Origin of the sequence: Pseudomonas sp. CM25 (assembly GCF_013179705.1) — a bacterium.
Classification (GTDB): domain Bacteria; phylum Pseudomonadota; class Gammaproteobacteria; order Pseudomonadales; family Pseudomonadaceae; genus Aquipseudomonas.
This window is the reverse complement of sequence record NZ_JABMCW010000100.1, coordinates 1-17,104: the sequence shown is the minus strand read 5'-3', so window position 1 is coordinate 17,104 and position 17,104 is coordinate 1. Positions and strand designations below refer to the sequence as shown.

At 62.1% G+C, this 17,104-nt stretch carries 17 protein-coding genes and 1 pseudogene; 9 read left to right on the top strand and 9 right to left on the bottom strand.

Annotated elements, in window-relative coordinates; genetic code table 11:
• Nucleotides 1–282, top strand: a 282-nt coding sequence (locus HP546_RS31115; RefSeq protein WP_218584510.1) for a hypothetical protein, incomplete at its 5' end; no start/stop codon positions are given.
• 54 nt (nucleotides 283–336) lie between these two features.
• Nucleotides 337–678: a DUF2892 domain-containing protein gene (locus HP546_RS13140; protein WP_172225605.1), complete on the top strand. Its 342-nt coding sequence runs from the start codon at nucleotides 337–339 to the stop codon at nucleotides 676–678.
• 267 nt (nucleotides 679–945) lie between these two features.
• On the opposite strand, the gene HP546_RS13135 is transcribed toward HP546_RS13140, so the two are convergent.
• Both HP546_RS13135 and HP546_RS13130 read right to left on the bottom strand, forming a co-directional pair.
• Nucleotides 946–2,154, bottom strand: coding sequence for a hypothetical protein (locus tag HP546_RS13135; protein ID WP_172225602.1), 1,209 nt, complete (start codon nucleotides 2,152–2,154; stop codon nucleotides 946–948).
• 40 nt (nucleotides 2,155–2,194) lie between these two features.
• Entirely contained in the window at nucleotides 2,195–2,644 is a 450-nt protein-coding gene (locus HP546_RS13130; RefSeq protein WP_172225599.1) for a YcgN family cysteine cluster protein, read from the bottom strand.
• 89 nt (nucleotides 2,645–2,733) lie between these two features.
• Between HP546_RS13130 and HP546_RS13125 the strand changes: the two are divergent.
• Nucleotides 2,734–3,189 (top strand): annotated as a pseudogene (locus tag HP546_RS13125) (nitroreductase family protein); the annotation flags it as partial.
• A gap of 129 nt (nucleotides 3,190–3,318) precedes the next feature.
• On the opposite strand, the gene HP546_RS13120 reads toward HP546_RS13125, so the two are convergent.
• The 4 genes from HP546_RS13120 to HP546_RS13105 form a co-directional block, all read right to left on the bottom strand.
• Nucleotides 3,319–4,251 (bottom strand): D-2-hydroxyacid dehydrogenase, encoded by a 933-nt coding sequence (locus HP546_RS13120; protein ID WP_172225596.1) that lies wholly within the window; start codon nucleotides 4,249–4,251, stop codon nucleotides 3,319–3,321.
• Between the two features lie 2 nt (nucleotides 4,252–4,253).
• Entirely contained in the window at nucleotides 4,254–4,547 is a 294-nt protein-coding gene (locus tag HP546_RS13115; RefSeq protein WP_172225593.1) for a YcgL domain-containing protein, read from the bottom strand.
• A complete protein-coding gene (rnd, locus tag HP546_RS13110) occupies nucleotides 4,544–5,677 on the bottom strand; it encodes a ribonuclease D (RefSeq protein WP_172225590.1) in 1,134 nt (377 codons plus the stop codon). The genes HP546_RS13115 and rnd overlap by 4 nt, the downstream gene beginning before the upstream one ends.
• Before the next feature lie 213 nt (nucleotides 5,678–5,890).
• Entirely contained in the window at nucleotides 5,891–7,528 is a 1,638-nt protein-coding gene (locus HP546_RS13105) for a phosphoethanolamine transferase (protein WP_172225587.1), read from the bottom strand.
• A 252-nt stretch (nucleotides 7,529–7,780) separates the two neighbouring features.
• Between HP546_RS13105 and HP546_RS13100 the strand changes: the two genes are divergently transcribed.
• Nucleotides 7,781–8,017: a YdcH family protein gene (locus HP546_RS13100; protein ID WP_172225584.1), complete on the top strand. Its 237-nt coding sequence runs from the start codon at nucleotides 7,781–7,783 to the stop codon at nucleotides 8,015–8,017.
• A gap of 116 nt (nucleotides 8,018–8,133) precedes the next feature.
• Here HP546_RS13100 and HP546_RS13095 read toward each other — a convergent pair whose 3' ends face one another.
• Entirely contained in the window at nucleotides 8,134–9,315 is a 1,182-nt protein-coding gene (locus tag HP546_RS13095; protein WP_172225608.1) for a PLP-dependent aspartate aminotransferase family protein, read from the bottom strand.
• 92 nt (nucleotides 9,316–9,407) lie between these two features.
• Between HP546_RS13095 and HP546_RS13090 the strand changes: the two genes are divergently transcribed.
• Nucleotides 9,408–9,869, top strand: coding sequence for an Lrp/AsnC family transcriptional regulator (locus HP546_RS13090; RefSeq protein WP_172225581.1), 462 nt, complete (start codon nucleotides 9,408–9,410; stop codon nucleotides 9,867–9,869).
• 116 nt (nucleotides 9,870–9,985) lie between these two features.
• On the opposite strand, the gene HP546_RS13085 is transcribed toward HP546_RS13090, so the two are convergent.
• Nucleotides 9,986–12,316 carry an FdhF/YdeP family oxidoreductase gene (locus tag HP546_RS13085; RefSeq protein ID WP_172225578.1) on the bottom strand — a complete coding sequence of 777 codons (2,331 nt, stop codon included), beginning with the start codon at nucleotides 12,314–12,316 and terminating at the stop codon, nucleotides 9,986–9,988.
• 233 nt (nucleotides 12,317–12,549) lie between these two features.
• On the opposite strand from HP546_RS13085, the gene moaA reads away from it, so the two are divergent.
• The 3 genes from moaA to HP546_RS13070 all read left to right on the top strand — a co-directional run bounded on the left by moaA (nucleotide 12,550) and on the right by HP546_RS13070 (nucleotide 15,540).
• Nucleotides 12,550–13,554 carry a GTP 3',8-cyclase MoaA gene (gene moaA / locus HP546_RS13080; RefSeq protein ID WP_172225575.1) on the top strand — a complete coding sequence of 335 codons (1,005 nt, stop codon included), beginning with the start codon at nucleotides 12,550–12,552 and terminating at the stop codon, nucleotides 13,552–13,554.
• Between the two features lie 20 nt (nucleotides 13,555–13,574).
• Nucleotides 13,575–14,474, top strand: a complete 900-nt coding sequence (locus tag HP546_RS13075; RefSeq protein WP_172225572.1) for a bestrophin family protein — start codon at nucleotides 13,575–13,577, stop codon at nucleotides 14,472–14,474.
• Between the two features lie 193 nt (nucleotides 14,475–14,667).
• The gene (locus HP546_RS13070) at nucleotides 14,668–15,540 is read left to right on the top strand and encodes an RHS repeat-associated core domain-containing protein (protein WP_172225569.1); all 873 of its coding nucleotides are present in this window, start codon (nucleotides 14,668–14,670) and stop codon (nucleotides 15,538–15,540) included.
• 216 nt (nucleotides 15,541–15,756) lie between these two features.
• Here HP546_RS13070 and moaB read toward each other — a convergent pair whose 3' ends face one another.
• Complete coding sequence (gene moaB, locus HP546_RS13065) at nucleotides 15,757–16,293, bottom strand: molybdenum cofactor biosynthesis protein B (protein ID WP_172225566.1); 537 nt, start codon at nucleotides 16,291–16,293, stop codon at nucleotides 15,757–15,759.
• A 275-nt stretch (nucleotides 16,294–16,568) separates the two neighbouring features.
• Here moaB and HP546_RS13060 point away from each other — a divergent pair.
• The coding region (locus HP546_RS13060) for a LysR family transcriptional regulator (RefSeq protein WP_172225563.1) at nucleotides 16,569–17,104 on the top strand (536 nt) is incomplete at its 3' end.

The window sequence follows — 17,104 nt, the reverse complement described above, 5'->3', positions numbered from 1 at the left end:
TATTTATCCATTTCAGACAAATGGGCGATGAGGGTCCGCCCGACACGGACCGCACAAACAAAAAAAAACCTTGCATGCAGGAGCTTCTCTTTCATTCAGACCCGTCAGACTTACGCAGCTGACAAGGCCTCGCGCCGCGCATGCCGCTTGGGTCAGCAGCACCGTCATGCTCAGGGCAAAGAATCAGGCATCGAGGTGCGGGAGCCAGTTATTGAGCACTACGCCTGCGGCATTAGCAGAGCCTTCGCCGCGACAGGGCATGTCGTTTGGCGTGCCGACTGAACGATGGCGGCGGCGGGCAGGTCAGCTGCTTACACTTCCCAAGGAGGCTTTGCCATGCTTGATATTCATTCCCCGGCAGCGCAGTCCGAGCACAATGTTCATGGCCTGGAACGGGTCAGTTCGCTGGCCGGTGGGGCGCTGATGCTGAGCAAGGGCCTGCGCCATGGCGGCCTGGTCGGCATGCTGCAGATGGTGGTGGGTGGTTTGGCGGTGGCGCGCGGGGTCAGCGGCCATTGCTCGACCAAGGCCTGGTGGCGGCGCCATCGGCAGGAGTACCAACGGTTGCGTGCGGACATACAGCGCAGCGGGGCGGAGCTGGAGGCACTGAAGGCCAGTGCCGAGGCGGCGACGCGCGGGGTGACGGTGACTGGCAAGGATCCGTTGGCTGGCGGTTGATTTTGCACTGCCTGGGCGGGCCCTATCGCCGGCAAGCCAGCTCCCACAAAGGGCTCGTGGCTGCATGCATATCACCAGCCTGTGCTGGCCTCTTCGCGGGCTTGCCCGCTCCCACGGGTTGTGCGCAAGTCTGGAAGGCAGTGCAGTACCTGTGGGAGCTGGCTTGCCGGCGATAGGGCCAGCACCGGAGAGCAACAACCTGCCAATCAGTAACCCACGGTGGGAGCGGGCGCGCCCGCGGAGAGGCCGGTACAGGTAAAGAAATGCTTAGCGCAACGCTTTGCTCTGCAACACCTCGGAACGCCGCCCCAGCACGTTCTCGCTGATCTGCACAAAGTCCTCGGTACTGACGCTGGGCAACCGCATCAGCCCCCGCACCACATCATCGAGCGAACGCTTGGCCTGGGTGTGTATGCGGATTTCCTTGTCCAGCGCCTGCAACAGCATCACCCCACGCGCCACCTGGGCCGGCGTTGCGCGGTCAGCCTTGAGCCGGGTGACCTTGGCGCCCTGCTTGCTCAGCCGTGCCTGCCAGGCCAGGTAACGGTCATCGCTCACCCCGCCCGAACGGCGCAGCAACTCGCTGGCGTAATAATCGGTCAGGCTTTCCACGAGCCAGTCATTGCCGTCGCGCCCACGGATCTGCGCAAACAACTGCACCACTTCGCGCAGCAACGGGCTGCTGCCGTTCTCGCTCACCATCGGCCGGGCGCTGTGCAGGTACAGAGAACCCTGCGCCGCCATCGCGCCGCGCCACATGCCGTCCCGGGCACCGACCAGCAGCAGCTTGGGCGGGTTGCGCGGGAACACCGCCTGCAACTGCGGCCACACAAAGGTCAGCAAGGTCAGGCTGTCCATGCGCCGCATGCCCTGCCCGACCGGCGCGGCCACGGTCACCTCGGTATCGCCCAGGCGGGCGCGGCGGCTGCCCAGGTCACCGGCAAGCATCCAGCCGGTCGGGCGGTCGAACAGGCGCGAAACGTTGTCGATGCGGAACTTGTCCTTGCCCACGCGCGGCCAGGATGTCTCGATGCTCTTCCAGCCATCGGGCAGGTCGAACGCCAGGCGCGCCACCAGCTCGGTGCCGTCCTGTTGGTCGAGGCGCGCCGGTGGCACCAGCTGGTCGCCCATGAACAGCGCCCAGTGCGGGGTGATTCGCGATGAATAGGCACCGCTGCCGAGCTTCTGGTCCAACTGCACGCGGTAGCTGAGGCTGGTCTTGCCCGCTGCGGGCTGCCACACGCCGCGCTGGCCCTGCAACTGCCATTGGCCATCAGCCTGGAAACCGCTGTAGGCCCCGGCCTTGCCCAGGTCGAAATCCAGGCTGCGCACTGCGCTGCCGTCGGCCAGGGTGAGGCGGACCTCGGCCTGGCCACTGGCCGGTAACAGGCGCACCTGGTAATCAAGATCGACCTTTTTTGCCCAAGCGGGCGCACTGGCCATCAGGCCTACAAGCAACAACAGCTGACAACGCATACAGAAACTCCTTGTTCCCCGTGGCAGCGGGCCGCGCCGCTCAGCTGGCGCGGAAGATCAGGTGGTCTTCCCAGTCGTCTTCGTGCACATCGTGCTCACTGAGCATACGCCCCGACTGGGAAATACGCTGTTCATGCACCTGCTTGCGGTCACCGCAGATCAGGTGGTGCCAGGCCGGCAGGTCCTTGCCCTCGCTGACCAGGCGGTAGCCACAGGTGCTGGGCAGCCACTTGAACTGGTCGGCCTTGCCCCGGGTGAGCTGGATGCAGTCAGGCACGTGGGCGAAACGATTGGGGTAGTCGCTGCACTGGCAGGTTTCGAGGTCCAGCAGCTTGCAGGCGATACGCGTGTAATAGACGCTGTTGTCGTCCTCGTCTTCCAGCTTTTGCAGGCAGCACAGGCCGCAGCCGTCGCACAGCGACTCCCACTCTTGCGGGCTGAGTTGTTCGAGGGTCTTGCGCCGCCAGAACGGCGCGTTTTCAGCGATCATCACACGGAGTTCCTGCATTCATCTTGGGGCCACGGCGCGCGGCGGCGCCAGTCTAGAGCCTGGCCTTCGGCAAAGCCAGACCGCTTGTCAGTCGTTGCAACTCGCAGCCTTGGCGCTTTCTTTATGCCCGCCGTGACACACCAAACTGGGAGCGTTACCTGAACCTGCTGGTGCCGTTCAACCGCAGCTGGGCGCAACAGGCGTCGGCGCTGGTGCTGATCATGTCCAGGACCACCTTCGCGGCACCTGGCGCCACGGAAGAAAAGCCGGCGCTGTGGCATACCTTCGACACAGGCTCCGCCTGAGGCCACCTGGCCCTGCAGGCCAGCATCAGCGGCTGGCATACCCATGGCATGGCCGGTTTCGACCAGGACCTGGCGCGTCAGGAACTGAAGGTGCCCGAAGGCTACGTGCTGCATGCCATGGTGGCGATCGGCAAGCTCGGTGACAAGGCCAGCCTGGACGAGGCGCTGCAGGCCCGTGAAGCGCCGACCCCGCGCAAGCCTTTGAGCGAGCTGGCTGCCGAGGGTGATTTCAGCCTGTAAGCCTTGTGTCGGCTGTACCGGCCTCTTCGCGGGTGAACCCGCTCCCACAGGTACCCACATTACTCAGGTACTTTGCAAGCTGTGTGGGAGCGGGTTCACCCGCGAAGAGGCCGGTACAAGCACTGCAAATCAATAGCCCCGAGCGAAGTCGACTTCGCCACGCATCCCCTGCCCTGCTTCATACGCCCGCACATTCTCGACAAACAACCGCACCATCGCCGCCGGGGAGGTAGGCGCCGAGCTGTGCCCGGTCAGCAGCAAGCCCCAGGCGGTCCAGAACGGATGCTGCTTGGGCAGTGGCTCCTGCCGGCACACATCGATCACCGCGCCGGCCAAGTGGCCTTCCTTCAGCGCCGCTACCAGGTCGGCATCGACCACCGCCACGCCACGCCCGGCATTGATGAACAGCGTAGTGGGCTGGAAGCACTTGAACAGCGCCGCGTCATACAGGTCATGGGTGGCCGGGGTATCCGGCAACAGGTTGAGCACGTAGTCCACTTGCCCGACCATGCGCGGCAGGTCGGCCAGCGCCGCCACCTCGACGAACGGCGCCTGTGCACGGGCGCTGCTGGCAACGCCGTACAACGCCACGCCAAATGGCTGCAGGAACTCGGCCACACGCTGGCCAATGTCACCGGTACCGACAATCAGCACCTTGCGCCCTTCAAGGCTGCACCCCGGGCGGTCATCCCAGCGCCGCTCCACCTGGCTGACCAGTCGCGACAGCACTTCGCGCTCGTGGCCGAGCATATAGGTGAGCATGTACTCGGCCATCACCTGGCCGAAGATGCCCACCGCACGGCTCAGGCGGTAATCACGCGGCAGGCCTTCGGCCAGCAACGGCGTGACACCGGCCCAGGTCGACTGCATCCAGGCCGGCTTGAGCCCCTGCCGCAGCAGGGTTGCCAGCAGGTCTGGCTGGCCCAGCCACACCGGGCATTGTGCTGCCTGGCAGGCCAGTTCGGCAGAGTCGCCGCTGGTCAGGATTTCTGCGTCTGGGGCGGCTTCGTGCAACAGCTCGGCGTAACGGGCATGGTCATGCTCAGCGATCAGTACTCGCATGATCAGACCGGGTCGTTACGGCGCAGCAGCTCTTCAGGCAGGTGCTCGATGTATTCATCTTCCAACGGCGGCATCTGCAGGTGGTAGCCCTGGTTTTCTAGGTTCTCCAGCACCTTGGTGATGTCCTCGCGCGCCAGCTTGCGCTCGGGGGTGAGCACCAGGTCGAAGGCGTGAATAGGGGTACCAAAGGCCGGCAGCAGGGCTTCGGGTACGCGGTCCAGGCCGTCGGCCTTGAGCACGTACAGGTACATTTCGTTCTTGCGGGGGCTCTTGTAGATCGAGCAAATGCGTTTCATCGGGTCTCTCCGGCGCCTGCCAGGTTGTCCAGCAGGGCCTGGCCCATGCGCTCACGGCGCCAGCCGCGCAGCGAATCGGGCAGTTGATAAGGACCGTTCGGGTAGCCGCTCTTGAGCAGCGCTTCCAGGGCCTTCTTGCGCAGCATCAGCTCGGGGACAATGCCCAGGCGCTCACCTTCGGCCTGACCGATGGCGCGCAGCTGCTTGAGGATGCCGGCGGCCTCGATCGGCAGAGGCTCGGGCAACACCGCTGGCCACTGCTCGGCAGGCAGGCTGGCGGCGCGCTTGATCAGCTGAATAAGGAACTCACCGTCCTGGCGAATGGTGCGCGGGTGCATATCGTCGATCTTGGCCAGCGCCGACAGGTTGCTCGGCTGACTCTTGGCAATAGGCCACAGCGAGTGCTCCTTGAGGATGCGGTTGCGCGGCACATCGCGGTTGCGCGCTTCGCGCTCGCGCCAGGCGCACAGCTCACGCAGTACCGCCAGTTGCTGAGGCGCCAGCTTCCAGGCCAGCTTGACGTCGCGGTAGAGGCTTTCTGGCTCGACTTCGCGGCGCAGCTGGGCAACCAGTTCGGCGCCGTCTTCCAGCACCCAGGCATATTTGTCTTCGGACAGGCGCGGGCGCAGGGCGGTAAACAGCTCGGCCAGGTGCACGGCATCCTCGGCGGCATAGCTGACCTGGGTCTCGGACAGCGGGCGTTGCAGCCAGTCGGAGCGGGTTTCGCCCTTGGGCAACTCGATGCCCAGCACCTCTTGCACCAGGCGCGAATAGCCCATGGAGAACCCCAGGTTCAGGTACCCGGCGGCCAGCTGGGTGTCGAACAGCGGTTGAGGCAGCTTGCCGGTCAGGCGCAGCAGCACTTCAAGGTCTTCGCTGCAGGCGTGCAGTACCTTCACCACACCGGCATCTTCGAGCAGTTCGCCCAGCGGCTGCCAGTTGCTGATCAGCAACGGGTCGATGAGGAAAGCCCGCACGCCGTCGCCGATCTGGATCAGCCCGGCTTTCGGGTAAAACGTGTCGACCCGCATGAATTCGGTGTCGACGGCGACGAAGGGCAATTTGCACCAGTCGCGGCAGTGTTCGGCCAGGCTCTGGTCGTCACGGATCCAGTGTATTTCGATGGCCACGAGGCTCTCCCACTAACATTGGCGCGCAGTATATACGGCGCGGGCACTGCTGGTGAAACCCGGGCCATCCTTGATATCGATCAATGGTGCAGTTTTGCATGTGCGGGGCCGCCCCTGTGGTGGCGGGCGCACCCGCGAAGAAGGCGACACGGTGCATGGCACGGGCTTGTCCGCAGACAGGGACAGCGCAAGCCTGCACGACCGCGACGGGCTTCAGCGCTTGGCCGTCAACCAGGGGCGGCAGCTGGCGAACATGTCCAGCGACTGTTGGTACACCTCGGTGTGCACCTGCAACAGGCCGAGCATCGAATGGAACAGGTTGTCCTGCGACAGCGGGGCATCGCTGAGCTTGGCGAGGCAGTCGGTGTCGACGCCGAAGTCCTCCTTGTAGCTGTCGGAGAACCAGGTCAGCAGCGGCACATGCTTCTGCTGCTCGGGGGCGATGGCATAAGGCGTGCCGTGCAGGAACAGGTTGTACTCGCCCAGCGATTCGCCGTGGTCGGACAGGTAGATCATGGCTGTGTCGACCTTGTCCTGCTTGCTGCGCAGGGTATCGATCAACGAAGACAGCACCTTGTCGGTATAGGCCAGGGTATTGTCATAGCCGTTGATGATTTCCTGCTCGCTGCACTGGTTCAGGGCGTTGCTCTGGCACACCGGGGCGAAGCGCTGGTCGGCGCCAGGGTAGCGCTTGAAATACTCGGGGCCGTGGCTGCCCATCTGGTGCAGTACCAGCACCGTGTCCTTGTCGAGATTGTCGATCAGCTCGCCCAGGCCCTGCAGCAGGATCTGGTCATGGCACTCGCCATTGGCGCACAACTCGGGGTCCTTGAGGTTGCTGACATCGATGAACTGCACGCGGTCGCAGGTGCCCTTGCAGCCCGACTGGTTGTCGCGCCACTGCACGGCCAGGCCGGCCCGCTGGAGGATGTCCAGCAGCCCTTCGCGGTTCTTTGCCACCCGGGCGTCGTAGTCCTTGCGCTTCATGCCCGAGAACATGCACGGCACCGAAACGGCGGTTTCCGTACCGCACGAGTGCACGTCGGAAAACGCCAGCAGGCCCTGCTGCCTGGCCAGGTTCGGCGTGGTGTCACGGTCGTAACCCAGTACACCGAAATGGTCTGCCCGCGCACTTTCACCGACCACCAGTACGGTCAGCGACTTGCGTTCATGCTTTTGCCAGGCGGCATCGCGCCTGGCATCTTCGCCGTAGTGCTGGAACGGGCGCGATGCAGTACCGACACGCTCGCTGACATAACCAATGGAGGCACCGACGATATTGCTGGGGGTGAGCATCAGGCGCAGTTCGTGGTGGTTGCGAAACAGCGACGACAAGCCCTGGTAGTTGACCAGTGCCACCGAACCCAGGGCCACTACGCAGGCGCCACTGACTACCAGCTTGCCCAGCAGCTCGCGGTGCCAGGCACGGTAGGCGATGGGCGCTTTCCACAGCAGCAGTGAAGGCAATACACCCAGCAGCAGGATATAAGCGGCAAACTTCAACGACATCAAATCGAGTACTTCGGCCGTATTGGTCTCAGCCATGTTGCGGAACATGCCGGCGTCAATAAGTACACCGTATTGATTCATGAAGTAAGCGACGCCGGCGCCACTCATGAACATCAGGATCAACAGCGGTTTCAATACATAACGGAAGGCAAACAGCGTCAATATCAGGTTGAATGCAAACAGCATCAGCACGGCGAACGCCAGGCTCAGCCACAGCCCGGACAGGCCGGCGGGCACGACCTCTTGCAGGTGCCCCCAGAGAAACATGTTCATGCCAATCAGCAGGTAAAGGCTGGCCAGCAGCGTGACCCATTCAGTCCGCAGGGGTTTGAAGTTGAGCATCAGTGTTCGCATTCAAGAGTGATTATCAACCCCCGGCCAAATGACACCGTGGGAAAGTTGGGCGAACTCTAGAAAGCAGAGCATCAATTTTTCGTGAAAAAGTTGGTAACAATTTCGTGAGTCAGCGGCTTTTATCAATTACCTGGACTTGATTCAGCTGCCATTCAGCCTGGCAACCCTCAACCGCCAGCGCAAAGGCAGGCTATCCTCAGTGGTCAGGACCTAACCGACAACCCTGACAGAGGTGAAGAAATGCCAGTTCCGCATGATCTGCTCGCTGACCTGCACGTTACCGCTGACGACTTCCAGGCGCTCATCGACAAAGACCAGGCGCTGCACGCACTGCACAAGGAATACAACGCCAAGGACAAGGAGGTGGTGGCCGCCGAGGGTAACGGTACCAACGACGATGCCGTCAACCGCTTGCGCAAGGAGCGGCTGCTGATCAAGGACAAGATCGAACGGATCATCCATCCGCCCAAATCCTGACCTGACATCTTTATCGAACTCACCGGCCCAATCGCCGGCAAGCCAGCTCCCACAGGTACACCACAACATTCCGAACCCTGTGGGAGCTGGCTTGCCGGCGATTGGGCCAGCAGCCTTTAAACAGCAACCAGCGCGTTTAAAGCACCATCAAGGTCTTCGACCAGGTCACGGTAATCCTCGATCCCCACCGACAACCGCAGCAGGTTCTCGCTGATCCCCATCACGCCTTTCTGCTCCGGGCTCAGCGAGCAGTGCGACATGCTCCACGAGTGGTTGATCATGCTTTCAACCCCGCCCAGCGAGTCAGCCAGCACAAAGATCTGCAGCGCCTCCACCAGGCGGTTCAGCGCGGCGCGATCGCCTTTGACCTTCATCGCCACCACCGCCCCGCCGCTGCGCATCTGGCGTTTGCACAGTTCATGCTGCGGGTGGCTTTCCAGCCCCGGGTAATACACCTGCTCGACCTGGGCGTGGCTTTCCAGAAAGCGTGCCACCTGCAGGGCATTGGCGCAATGGCGCTCCATGCGCACATCCAGGGTTTTCAGGCCGCGCAGGGCCAGGTAGCAATCGAACGGCCCCTGCACGGCGCCAATCGCCATGCTGATACGACGCAGGCGCGCCAGCAGCGTATCGTTGGCCGCCACCACCACGCCACCGGTCAGGTCCGAATGGCCGCCGATGTACTTGCTGGCCGAGTGCATCACCAGGTCGACGCCCAAGGTGATCGGGCGCTGGTTCCACGGTGAGCAGAAGGTGTTGTCGATGCAGGTGAGGATGCCCCGCGCCTTGGCCAGGTCGCACACCGCCTTGATATCGACCAGGTGCAGCAGTGGGTTGGTCGGCGACTCGATCCAGATCAGCTGGGTCTCAGGCTTGATCGCGGCAGCCACGGCCTCGAGGTCGTTGAGGTCGACATAGGTGGTGGTCAGGCCCGAGGTGCGGCTGCGATAATCCTCCAGGATGCGGAAGGTGCCGCCGTACACGCCGTTCATCACCACCACATGGGCATCTTTGGGCAGCAGTTCGAGCACCGTCGCGGTGGCGTTCACCCCCGAGGCGCAAGCGACCGCACCGACGCCTTCTTCCAGCGCGGCGACACAGGTTTCGTAGGCATGCCGAGTGGGGTTGCCGACGCGGCTGTACGAGTATTCCGGCTTGTCGTCCAGGCTGCGCTTGGTGAATGAGCTGGCGGTGACGATGGCCGGGAAGATGGCGTTATCGGCGACGCTGAACTGTTCGCCGGCGTGGATGGTACGGGTGGCGAAATTGCGCGGCTTGTCGGACATGGTCGGGCCCATAGGCAGAGGGAGGGCCGTCACTATCGCACAACGCAAATCATCTGGCCTTGGGGTAATCTGTGAAATATTTTTCTTCACGGCCATGGCGCGATATGGACAGTTTCGACCAGCACATTCTTACCCTGCTTCAGCGCGACGCCTCGCTCTCGCTGAAGGACCTGGCCGAGGCCGTCAACCTGTCGACCACGCCGTGCTGGAAGCGGGTCAAGCGCCTGGAGGACGACGGCTACATTCTTGGCCGTGTCGCCCTGCTCGATCCCGAACGGCTGGGGCTGGGGCTGACCGTGTTCGTCCAGCTCAAGACCCAGCGCCACGACAGCGCCTGGCTGGAGCAGTTTGCCGTTACCGTGAGCGGGTTCGAGGAGGTGATGGAGTTCTATCGCATGTCCGGGGACTGGGACTACATGCTGCGGGTGGTGGTGGGGGATATTGCGGCGTATGACCGGTTCTACAAAAAACTGATCACCAGTACCGATGGGCTTTCCAACATCACCTCAAGTTTTGCCATGGAGCAGATGAAGTACACCACCGCCTATCCGGTGCATCGATCCTGATCGGTGCTGGATTCTTCGCGGGTAAACCCGCTCCCACAGGATCACCACAGCCCTGAAATCTGTGGTGATCCTGTGGGAGCGGGTTTACCCGCGAAGAGGCCAGCACAGACAACCCATCAATCCGAGGCCAACACCGCCGCAATCCGGTTCCCGACTTTGGCCTTTTCGACCTTGATCGCGACAAACTTCGACGTCGGCGTATAGGTCCCCTCGCCATAACTCTCCAGCGGCACCAGCGGGTTGGTCTCCGGGTAATACGCCGCCGCCTGCCCTTCCGGCACGTCATACGCCACCAGGCGGAACCCCGACACGCGCCGCTCCACGCCATCCTCCCACAGCGACACCAGGTCCACCTGCTCACCCGGCTCGAAGCCCAGCCGGCGAATGTCAGCCTCGTTGACGAACACCACTTCGCGCAGGCCGAACACGCCGCGGTAGCGGTCATCCAGGCCGTACAGGGTAGTGTTGTACTGGTCGTGCGAACGCAGGGTCTGCAGGATCAGGTCGGGCTTGTCGCCGCGTGCCAGCACCTTGGCGTTGATCAATTCCTCGGGGAGCGCGTGAGGCATGAACCGGGCCTTGCCGGTGGCGGTGCGGAAGTTGCGGTCGGCGGCGTTGTTGCCCAGGTGGAAACCGCCCGGGCTGTTCAGCCGCTCATTGAAGTCGGTGAAGCCAGGAATAACGTCAGCGATCATGTCGCGAATACGGTCGTAATCGGCCACCGCATACTCCCAGTCGATCGGCTGGTTGCCCAGCGTAGCCTTGGCCATGCCGGCAACGATCCAGGGCTCCGAGCGCATGTGCGGCGAGCGCGGGCGCAACTGGCCGTTGGAGATGTGCACCATGCTGAAGGTGTCCTCCACGGTCACGCCTTGTGGCCCTTCGTCCTGCAGGTCGATCTCGGTACGGCCCAGGCACGGCAGGATCAAGGCATCGCGGCCGGTGACCAGGTGCGAGCGGTTGAGCTTGGTGGAAATCTGCACGGTCAGCGCGCAGTTCTGCAGCGCCGCATGGGTGCGTGGGGTGTCCGGGGTGGCCTGGGCAAAGTTGCCGCCAAGGGCGATGAACACCTTGGCCCGCCGCTCTTCCATGGCCTTGATCGCCAGCACCGCGTTGTGCCCGTGGGCACGCGGCACACGGAACTGGAAGCGTTTTTCGAGGGCGTCGAGCAGCGCCGCCTTGGGCTTCTCGTCGATACCCATGGTGCGGTCGCCCTGCACGTTGCTGTGACCTCGCACCGGCGACAGGCCGGCGCCGGGCTTGCCGACGTTGCCGCGCAGCAGCTGCAGGTTGACGATTTCCTGCACGGTCGGCACCGAATGGCGATGCTGGGTGACGCCCATGGCCCAGCACATGATGACCCGCTCGGCCTTGCGGTACATGCGCGCGGCCAGTTCGATCTCGGCCAGGGTCAGGCCTGACTGCTTGACGATGTGTTCCCAGGAGGTGGCGTCCACCGCCGCCAGGTAGTCATCGACGCCACTGGTGTGCTCGGCGATGAAGGCATGGTCGAACACGGCCGGCTCGCCCTTGGCCTGGGCCTCACGTTCCCATTGCAGGAGAAACTTGGCGATGCCACGCATGGCCGCCATGTCGCCACCCAGGGCCGGGCGGAAGTAGGCGCTGGAGGTCGGCTCGGAGCCGTTGCTGAGCATTTCGAACGGGTGCTGCGGGTGCTGGAAACGCTCCAGGCCGCGCTCCTTGAGCGGGTTGAAGCACACCACCTGGGCACCGCGCTTCACCGCCTCGCGCAGCGGTTCGAGCATGCGCGGGTGGTTGGTGCCGGGGTTCTGGCCGATGACGAAGATCGCGTCCGCCAGCTCCAGGTCGTGGAACACCACGGTACCTTTGCCTACCCCGAGGGTTTCCGACATGCCCGCGCCGCTTGCTTCGTGGCACATGTTCGAGCAATCGGGGAAGTTGTTGGTGCCGTAGGCACGTACGAATAGCTGATAGAGAAACGCCGCCTCGTTGCTGGCCCGGCCGGAGGTGTAGAACTCGGCCTCATCCGGCGACTGCAGCGCACGCAGGTGCCTGGCGACCAGTTCGAAGGCCTCTTGCCAGGTGGTTTCCACGTAGTGGTCGGTGGCGGCGTCGTAGCGCATGGGGTGGGTAAGGCGGCCCTGGTATTCGAGCCAGTAGTCGCTCTGGTCCTTCAGTGCGCTGACGCTGTACCTGGCGAAGAATGCCGGGTCCACCGACCGCCCGGTGGCCTCCCAGTTGACCGCCTTGGCGCCGTTTTCGCAGAACTTGACCATGTCGCTTTCCGGCGACTCGCCCCAGGCGCAGCCGGGGCAGTCGAAGCCGCCGTTCTGGTTGGTCTTGAGCATGGCCCGCAGGTTCTTGAAGGCGTTCTCGCTACCCAGCCAGCTCTTGGTCACGCTCTTCAGCGCCCCCCAGCCGGCGGCGGCGCCTTTGTAGTCCCTGATGTGTTCGTCCTGGCTCATGCGATGAATCCTCACGCTTCGATGCTTTTCGCAAGCGTATGGAGCGGGGGGTGGGGCGTCCAATCGAAAGATCTTACGGTTTGATAAGCGCTTTCGATCATGGGCCTGCCGGCGCCGAAGAGGCTGTGTGCCAAGTGATAGAGGCCATTGATCACCCAGTCGGCCAAAGCAATTTGACGCCCCGCCAGCCAGGTTATAGCTTGGAGTTGAACCCATCCCATCCGAGCGCAAACGTGGAACAGAACAGCCGGGCCCTGATCGACGGCTTCAACCGGAAAATCGACTACCTGCGGATGTCGGTCACTGATCGCTGCGACTTCCGCTGCGTGTACTGCATGGCCGAAGACATGCAGTTTCTGCCGCGCCAGCAGATCCTCAGCCTCGAAGAACTGTTCCAGGTAGCCGAGCGGTTTGTCGCCCTCGGCACCCGCAAGATCCGCCTCACCGGCGGCGAGCCGCTGGTACGCCAGGGCATCGTCGACCTGTGCGGGCGCATCGCTGCCCTGCCCGGCCTGCGTGAGTTGTGCATGACCAGCAACGGCTCGCAACTCGGGCGCCTGGCCCAGCCGCTGTTCGACGCAGGCGTATCACGCCTGAACATCAGCCTCGACAGCCTGGATGCCGAACGTTTCAAGCAACTGACCCGCACCGGCGACCTGCACCAGGTCATCGCCGGCATCGACGCTGCACGCCGGGCCGGCTTCCAGCGCACCAAGCTCAACTGCGTGGTGCTGAAGGGCCGCAACGACCACGAACTGGTCGACCTGGTACGCTTTGCCATCGACCGCGAGCTGGACATCACCTTCATCGAGGAAATGCCGCTGGGGGTGATCAGCGAGCATGAGCGTGGCGAGTCGTTCTGTTCCAGCGACGAGGTACGCGCGCTGCTTGCCGAGCAGTTCACCCTGATCGAATCGACCGAGTCGTCCCAGGGCCCGGCCCGTTACTGGCGCCTGGCCGAAGCCGCCAACACCCGCGTCGGCTTCATCTCGCCGCACAGCCACAACTTCTGCGCCACCTGCAACCGCGTGCGCCTCACCGTCGAAGGCCGCCTGCTGCTGTGCCTGGGCAATGAGCACTCGGTAGACCTGAAACAGGTGCTGCGCGCCCACCCAGGCAACCCCGCCCGCCTGGAAAAGGCCATCCGCGACTCGCTGCACCTCAAGCCCTACCGTCATCACTTTGAAGTCGGTGGCGACGTGCAGATCCTGCGCTTCATGAACATGACCGGCGGCTGATCGCCCGCCTCTGGATTGACATGATCGTCCACCCCACCCCCGATGTGCTGCGCGTGCTGTTCACCCTCAAAGGTTCGATCGTCAAGCGCATCGCCCTGCGCTGTCTGATGGTCACACTGCTGGCGGCGCTGATCGTGCTGGTCGAGCGCCACTACCCGGCGTTTTTCTACCCGGTCAGCGCCACGCCTTTCACCTTGCTGGGGCTGTCGCTGTCGATTTTCATGAGTTTTCGCAACAACGCCTGCTACGACCGCTGGTGGGAGGGGCGCAAGGCCTGGGGCAAGCTGATTATCGAAACCCGCTCGTTCATACGCGAAAGCGTGGTGATTGCCGACGAGAACCTGCGTACCGAGCTGCTGCGCAGCCTGTGCGGCTTTGCCCATGCGCTGAATGCGCGTTTGCGCAACGAGGATGACCTGGCGGCTGCCCGCCCTTGGCTGGCACGACCCGAAGCCGTCAGCCCGCACAATGTCTGTGATGGCATCCTGCAAGAGATTGGCGCGCATTGCTCGCAGTTGGCGGCTCAACAGCACATCAGCGACTGGCGCTACAGCCTGCTGGAGCAGCGGCTGGTGGGCCTGACCGAAGTGCAGGCCACTTGCGAGCGGATCAAGGGCACGCCATTGCCGTTTCCCTACACCCTGCTGCTGCACCGCACCATCTACATCTTCTGCATTTTGCTGCCATTTGCCCTGGCCGAGCCGCTGGGCTGGCTGGCGCCGCTGTTCACTACCATCGTGGGTTACACGTTCTTCGGGCTGGATGCGATTGGCAACGAACTGGAAGACCCGTTCGGGCGGGATGAGAATGACCTGCCTACCGATGCCATGGTGCGGACGGTGGAGCGGGATGTACTTGCCGCTCTCGGTGTCGAGCCGCTACCCTCGGTGCTCCTACCTGTGGACTATGTATTGCGCTGAGTAATTTAAAAGGCTGTTTATATCTACCTCAACCTTGAAGCTACTATCATTTTTACCAGTTTTAAAGCAGCCAGAAGTCATTTATGGTTAGCTTACCTTTACTGCCCCCGTGAGCAGCTCAAATTCTCGACACCTATTTTACAACGGAAACACATTAAGCTCGCTTATTCAAAATCAGGAGCATACCGCCATCATGCGCGACAACCAAGTGCCACTTATTGAAAAAGCACTAATGACCGAGAACGCAACAACCCAAATCCGCATGCCAAGCACCGACCACCTGAATTCTGCAATAGCCAATTCAATAAACTCCAAGCACCACAACTTTACATTCACCCCATACGGGTTTATCGATCCATTTCAAATCAACTCACTACTCGGCTTTACCGGCCAACTGCGTCAAGCTGTGACAGGATACTATTTATTAGGCAGCCGCCGAGCTTTCAACCCGACAACAATGAGATTCAACAGCTATGACGACCGAAGCCCTTTCGCAGAAGGGGATATCAATGGGTATGCTTACTGTGGGTGCGACCCGGTAAACTACACCGACCCTTCCGGAATGTCGCGCTGGCAATGGTTTAAAAAGAATGTACTACGAATAAAGCCCAATACTAAAAAAATAGATGCCGCATTTGAGCGTGGCCGACAACAGGGGTATGAAGAAGGATTCAGTGCCGGCCATTCTTCTGGGTATAACAAAGGCCTTAAGGAGGGATATGCATCAGGATTTGACTTCGGCAGAGATTTCGGGTCCAAATGGGGATTTGCCGAAGGCAAAATAGCAGGAAGCAAACGACTCAATCGCCCTCTTCAAACCTTTGTCGAACGCGCTGAGCATATCTTGGAAGCACCATTACCTCTCGGAATTGTAACGAGCAAGTACTTTAAAGCCAACCAAAATGACCTCCTTAGGCAGCTAGCCAACTTACGGCTTAGGGAGGCGGGCCTAGAACAGACCTATTTTCAGACATCGCAAATTAGCCCAGAGTGGGACAGTCAAAGCTATATGAAGCTTATTCGAGAATTCGATGCTGGAACCCGCTTCAAACCCACAGGTAGTTAAGCCCTTTCAGATGACTGAACTTTGCAAAGGGCATGTAAATCTGATCAAGACACTCAATACTAGGCGCTGTGTGAAAAGTCTTGAGACGAAAATCAGGCAAGGCGAAAACAGCCGAGGAACGGCCGGGGTCGCGCCCGACTTTACGGGTTGTAAATGAACATTCCGAGGCTGTTTTCAACGCAGCATCACCGAGTATCAAGACTTTTCATACAGAGCCTACACCTCACCCGCATTCTGACCGGGGATCAGATGCTTGACGAAGTTGCACGGCCGGTGGCGGGCATCCAGCTGCTCCGCCAGAATCCCCTCCCAGGCCGTGCGGCATGCCCCGGTGGAGCCGGGTAGGCAGCACACCAGCGTGCGGTTGGACAACCCGGCCAAGGCTCGGCTCTGCACGGTCGAGGTGCCGATATCCAGAATCGACAGCGCCCGGAACAGCTCGCCAAAACCGTCGATGCGCTTGTCCAGCAGGCACTCGACCGCCTCCGGCGTGCTGTCGCGGCCGGTAAAGCCGGTACCGCCGGTAATCAGCACCACCTGCACCTGTTCATCGGCAATCCAGGTGGCCACCTGAGCGCGGATCTTGTACAGGTCGTCCTTGAGCAGCGCCCGCGCCACCAGGCGATGGCCGATCTCCACCGAACGGCTGGCCAGCAGCTGGCCAGAGGTGTCGTTGTCATAGGAACGGGTGTCGCTGACGGTCAGTACGGCGATGTTCAGCGGGACGAAGACCGCATCGGGTTGGACGCGCACGGTGTAGCTCCTTGAATGGCATTTGCGCCACGCTAGAGACATGGGCTGAAAGCGTCCAATCGATATGGCGAACTGCTTCATCGACAAGGTCTATCGCTGCCTTTACCGGCCCTATCGCCGGCAAGCCAGCTCCCACAGGTACGGCGCAGGCCTTGAGGGCAATGTCCTGAGTGAGCTGGCTTGCCAGCGACGGGGCACGCACAGGCACCATCAAACAATGGCCAGCCACCGCAGAGTTGGTTAAGGTCAACACACCCCGCATGCCAGGCACCTCCATGGACATCAAGCAGCTCAAGTTCCTCATCGCCCTCGACCAGACCCGCCACTTCGGCCAGGCGGCGGCGCTGTGCCACATCACCCAGCCGACGCTGTCCATGCGCCTGCGCAACCTGGAAGACGAACTGGACCTGGTACTGGTCAAGCGTGGCCAGCGCTTCGAGGGCTTCACCGAGGCCGGCGAGCGCATTCTGGCCTGGGCCCGCACCCTGCTGGCCGCCCACGACGGCCTGCAGGCCGAAGCCGCCAGTTGCCGTGGCCAGGTGGTCGGCAGCCTGCGCCTGGGCACGGTGCCGCTGGCCAGTTTCAACCCCATGCACCTGCTGCTGCCGCTGCGGGAAAAATACCCGGAGCTGCACTTCCAGCTCAGTTCGCTGAGCTCGGAACAGGTCATCGACGGCCTTAGCCGCAACCAGCTCGATCTGGGCATCTGCTACCTGGACCAGGTCAACACCAGCTTCTTCGAAGTGATCGAATTGGGCATCACCACCATGGGCCTGCTGCATGACACCCGGCACTTCCGGTTTGCCAGCGA

Coding starts and splice junctions, on each gene's coding strand:
- HP546_RS13140 (WP_172225605.1), top strand. CDS start 337: ATGCTTGATATTCATTCCCCGGCAGCGCAGTCCGAGCACAATGTTCAT.
- HP546_RS13135 (WP_172225602.1), bottom strand. CDS start 2,154: ATGCGTTGTCAGCTGTTGTTGCTTGTAGGCCTGATGGCCAGTGCGCCC.
- HP546_RS13130 (WP_172225599.1), bottom strand. CDS start 2,644: ATGATCGCTGAAAACGCGCCGTTCTGGCGGCGCAAGACCCTCGAACAA.
- HP546_RS13120 (WP_172225596.1), bottom strand. CDS start 4,251: ATGCGAGTACTGATCGCTGAGCATGACCATGCCCGTTACGCCGAGCTG.
- HP546_RS13115 (WP_172225593.1), bottom strand. CDS start 4,547: ATGAAACGCATTTGCTCGATCTACAAGAGCCCCCGCAAGAACGAAATG.
- HP546_RS13105 (WP_172225587.1), bottom strand. CDS start 7,528: ATGCTCAACTTCAAACCCCTGCGGACTGAATGGGTCACGCTGCTGGCC.
- HP546_RS13100 (WP_172225584.1), top strand. CDS start 7,781: ATGCCAGTTCCGCATGATCTGCTCGCTGACCTGCACGTTACCGCTGAC.
- HP546_RS13095 (WP_172225608.1), bottom strand. CDS start 9,315: ATGGGCCCGACCATGTCCGACAAGCCGCGCAATTTCGCCACCCGTACC.
- HP546_RS13090 (WP_172225581.1), top strand. CDS start 9,408: ATGGACAGTTTCGACCAGCACATTCTTACCCTGCTTCAGCGCGACGCC.
- HP546_RS13085 (WP_172225578.1), bottom strand. CDS start 12,316: ATGAGCCAGGACGAACACATCAGGGACTACAAAGGCGCCGCCGCCGGC.
- HP546_RS13075 (WP_172225572.1), top strand. CDS start 13,575: ATGATCGTCCACCCCACCCCCGATGTGCTGCGCGTGCTGTTCACCCTC.
- HP546_RS13070 (WP_172225569.1), top strand. CDS start 14,668: ATGCGCGACAACCAAGTGCCACTTATTGAAAAAGCACTAATGACCGAG.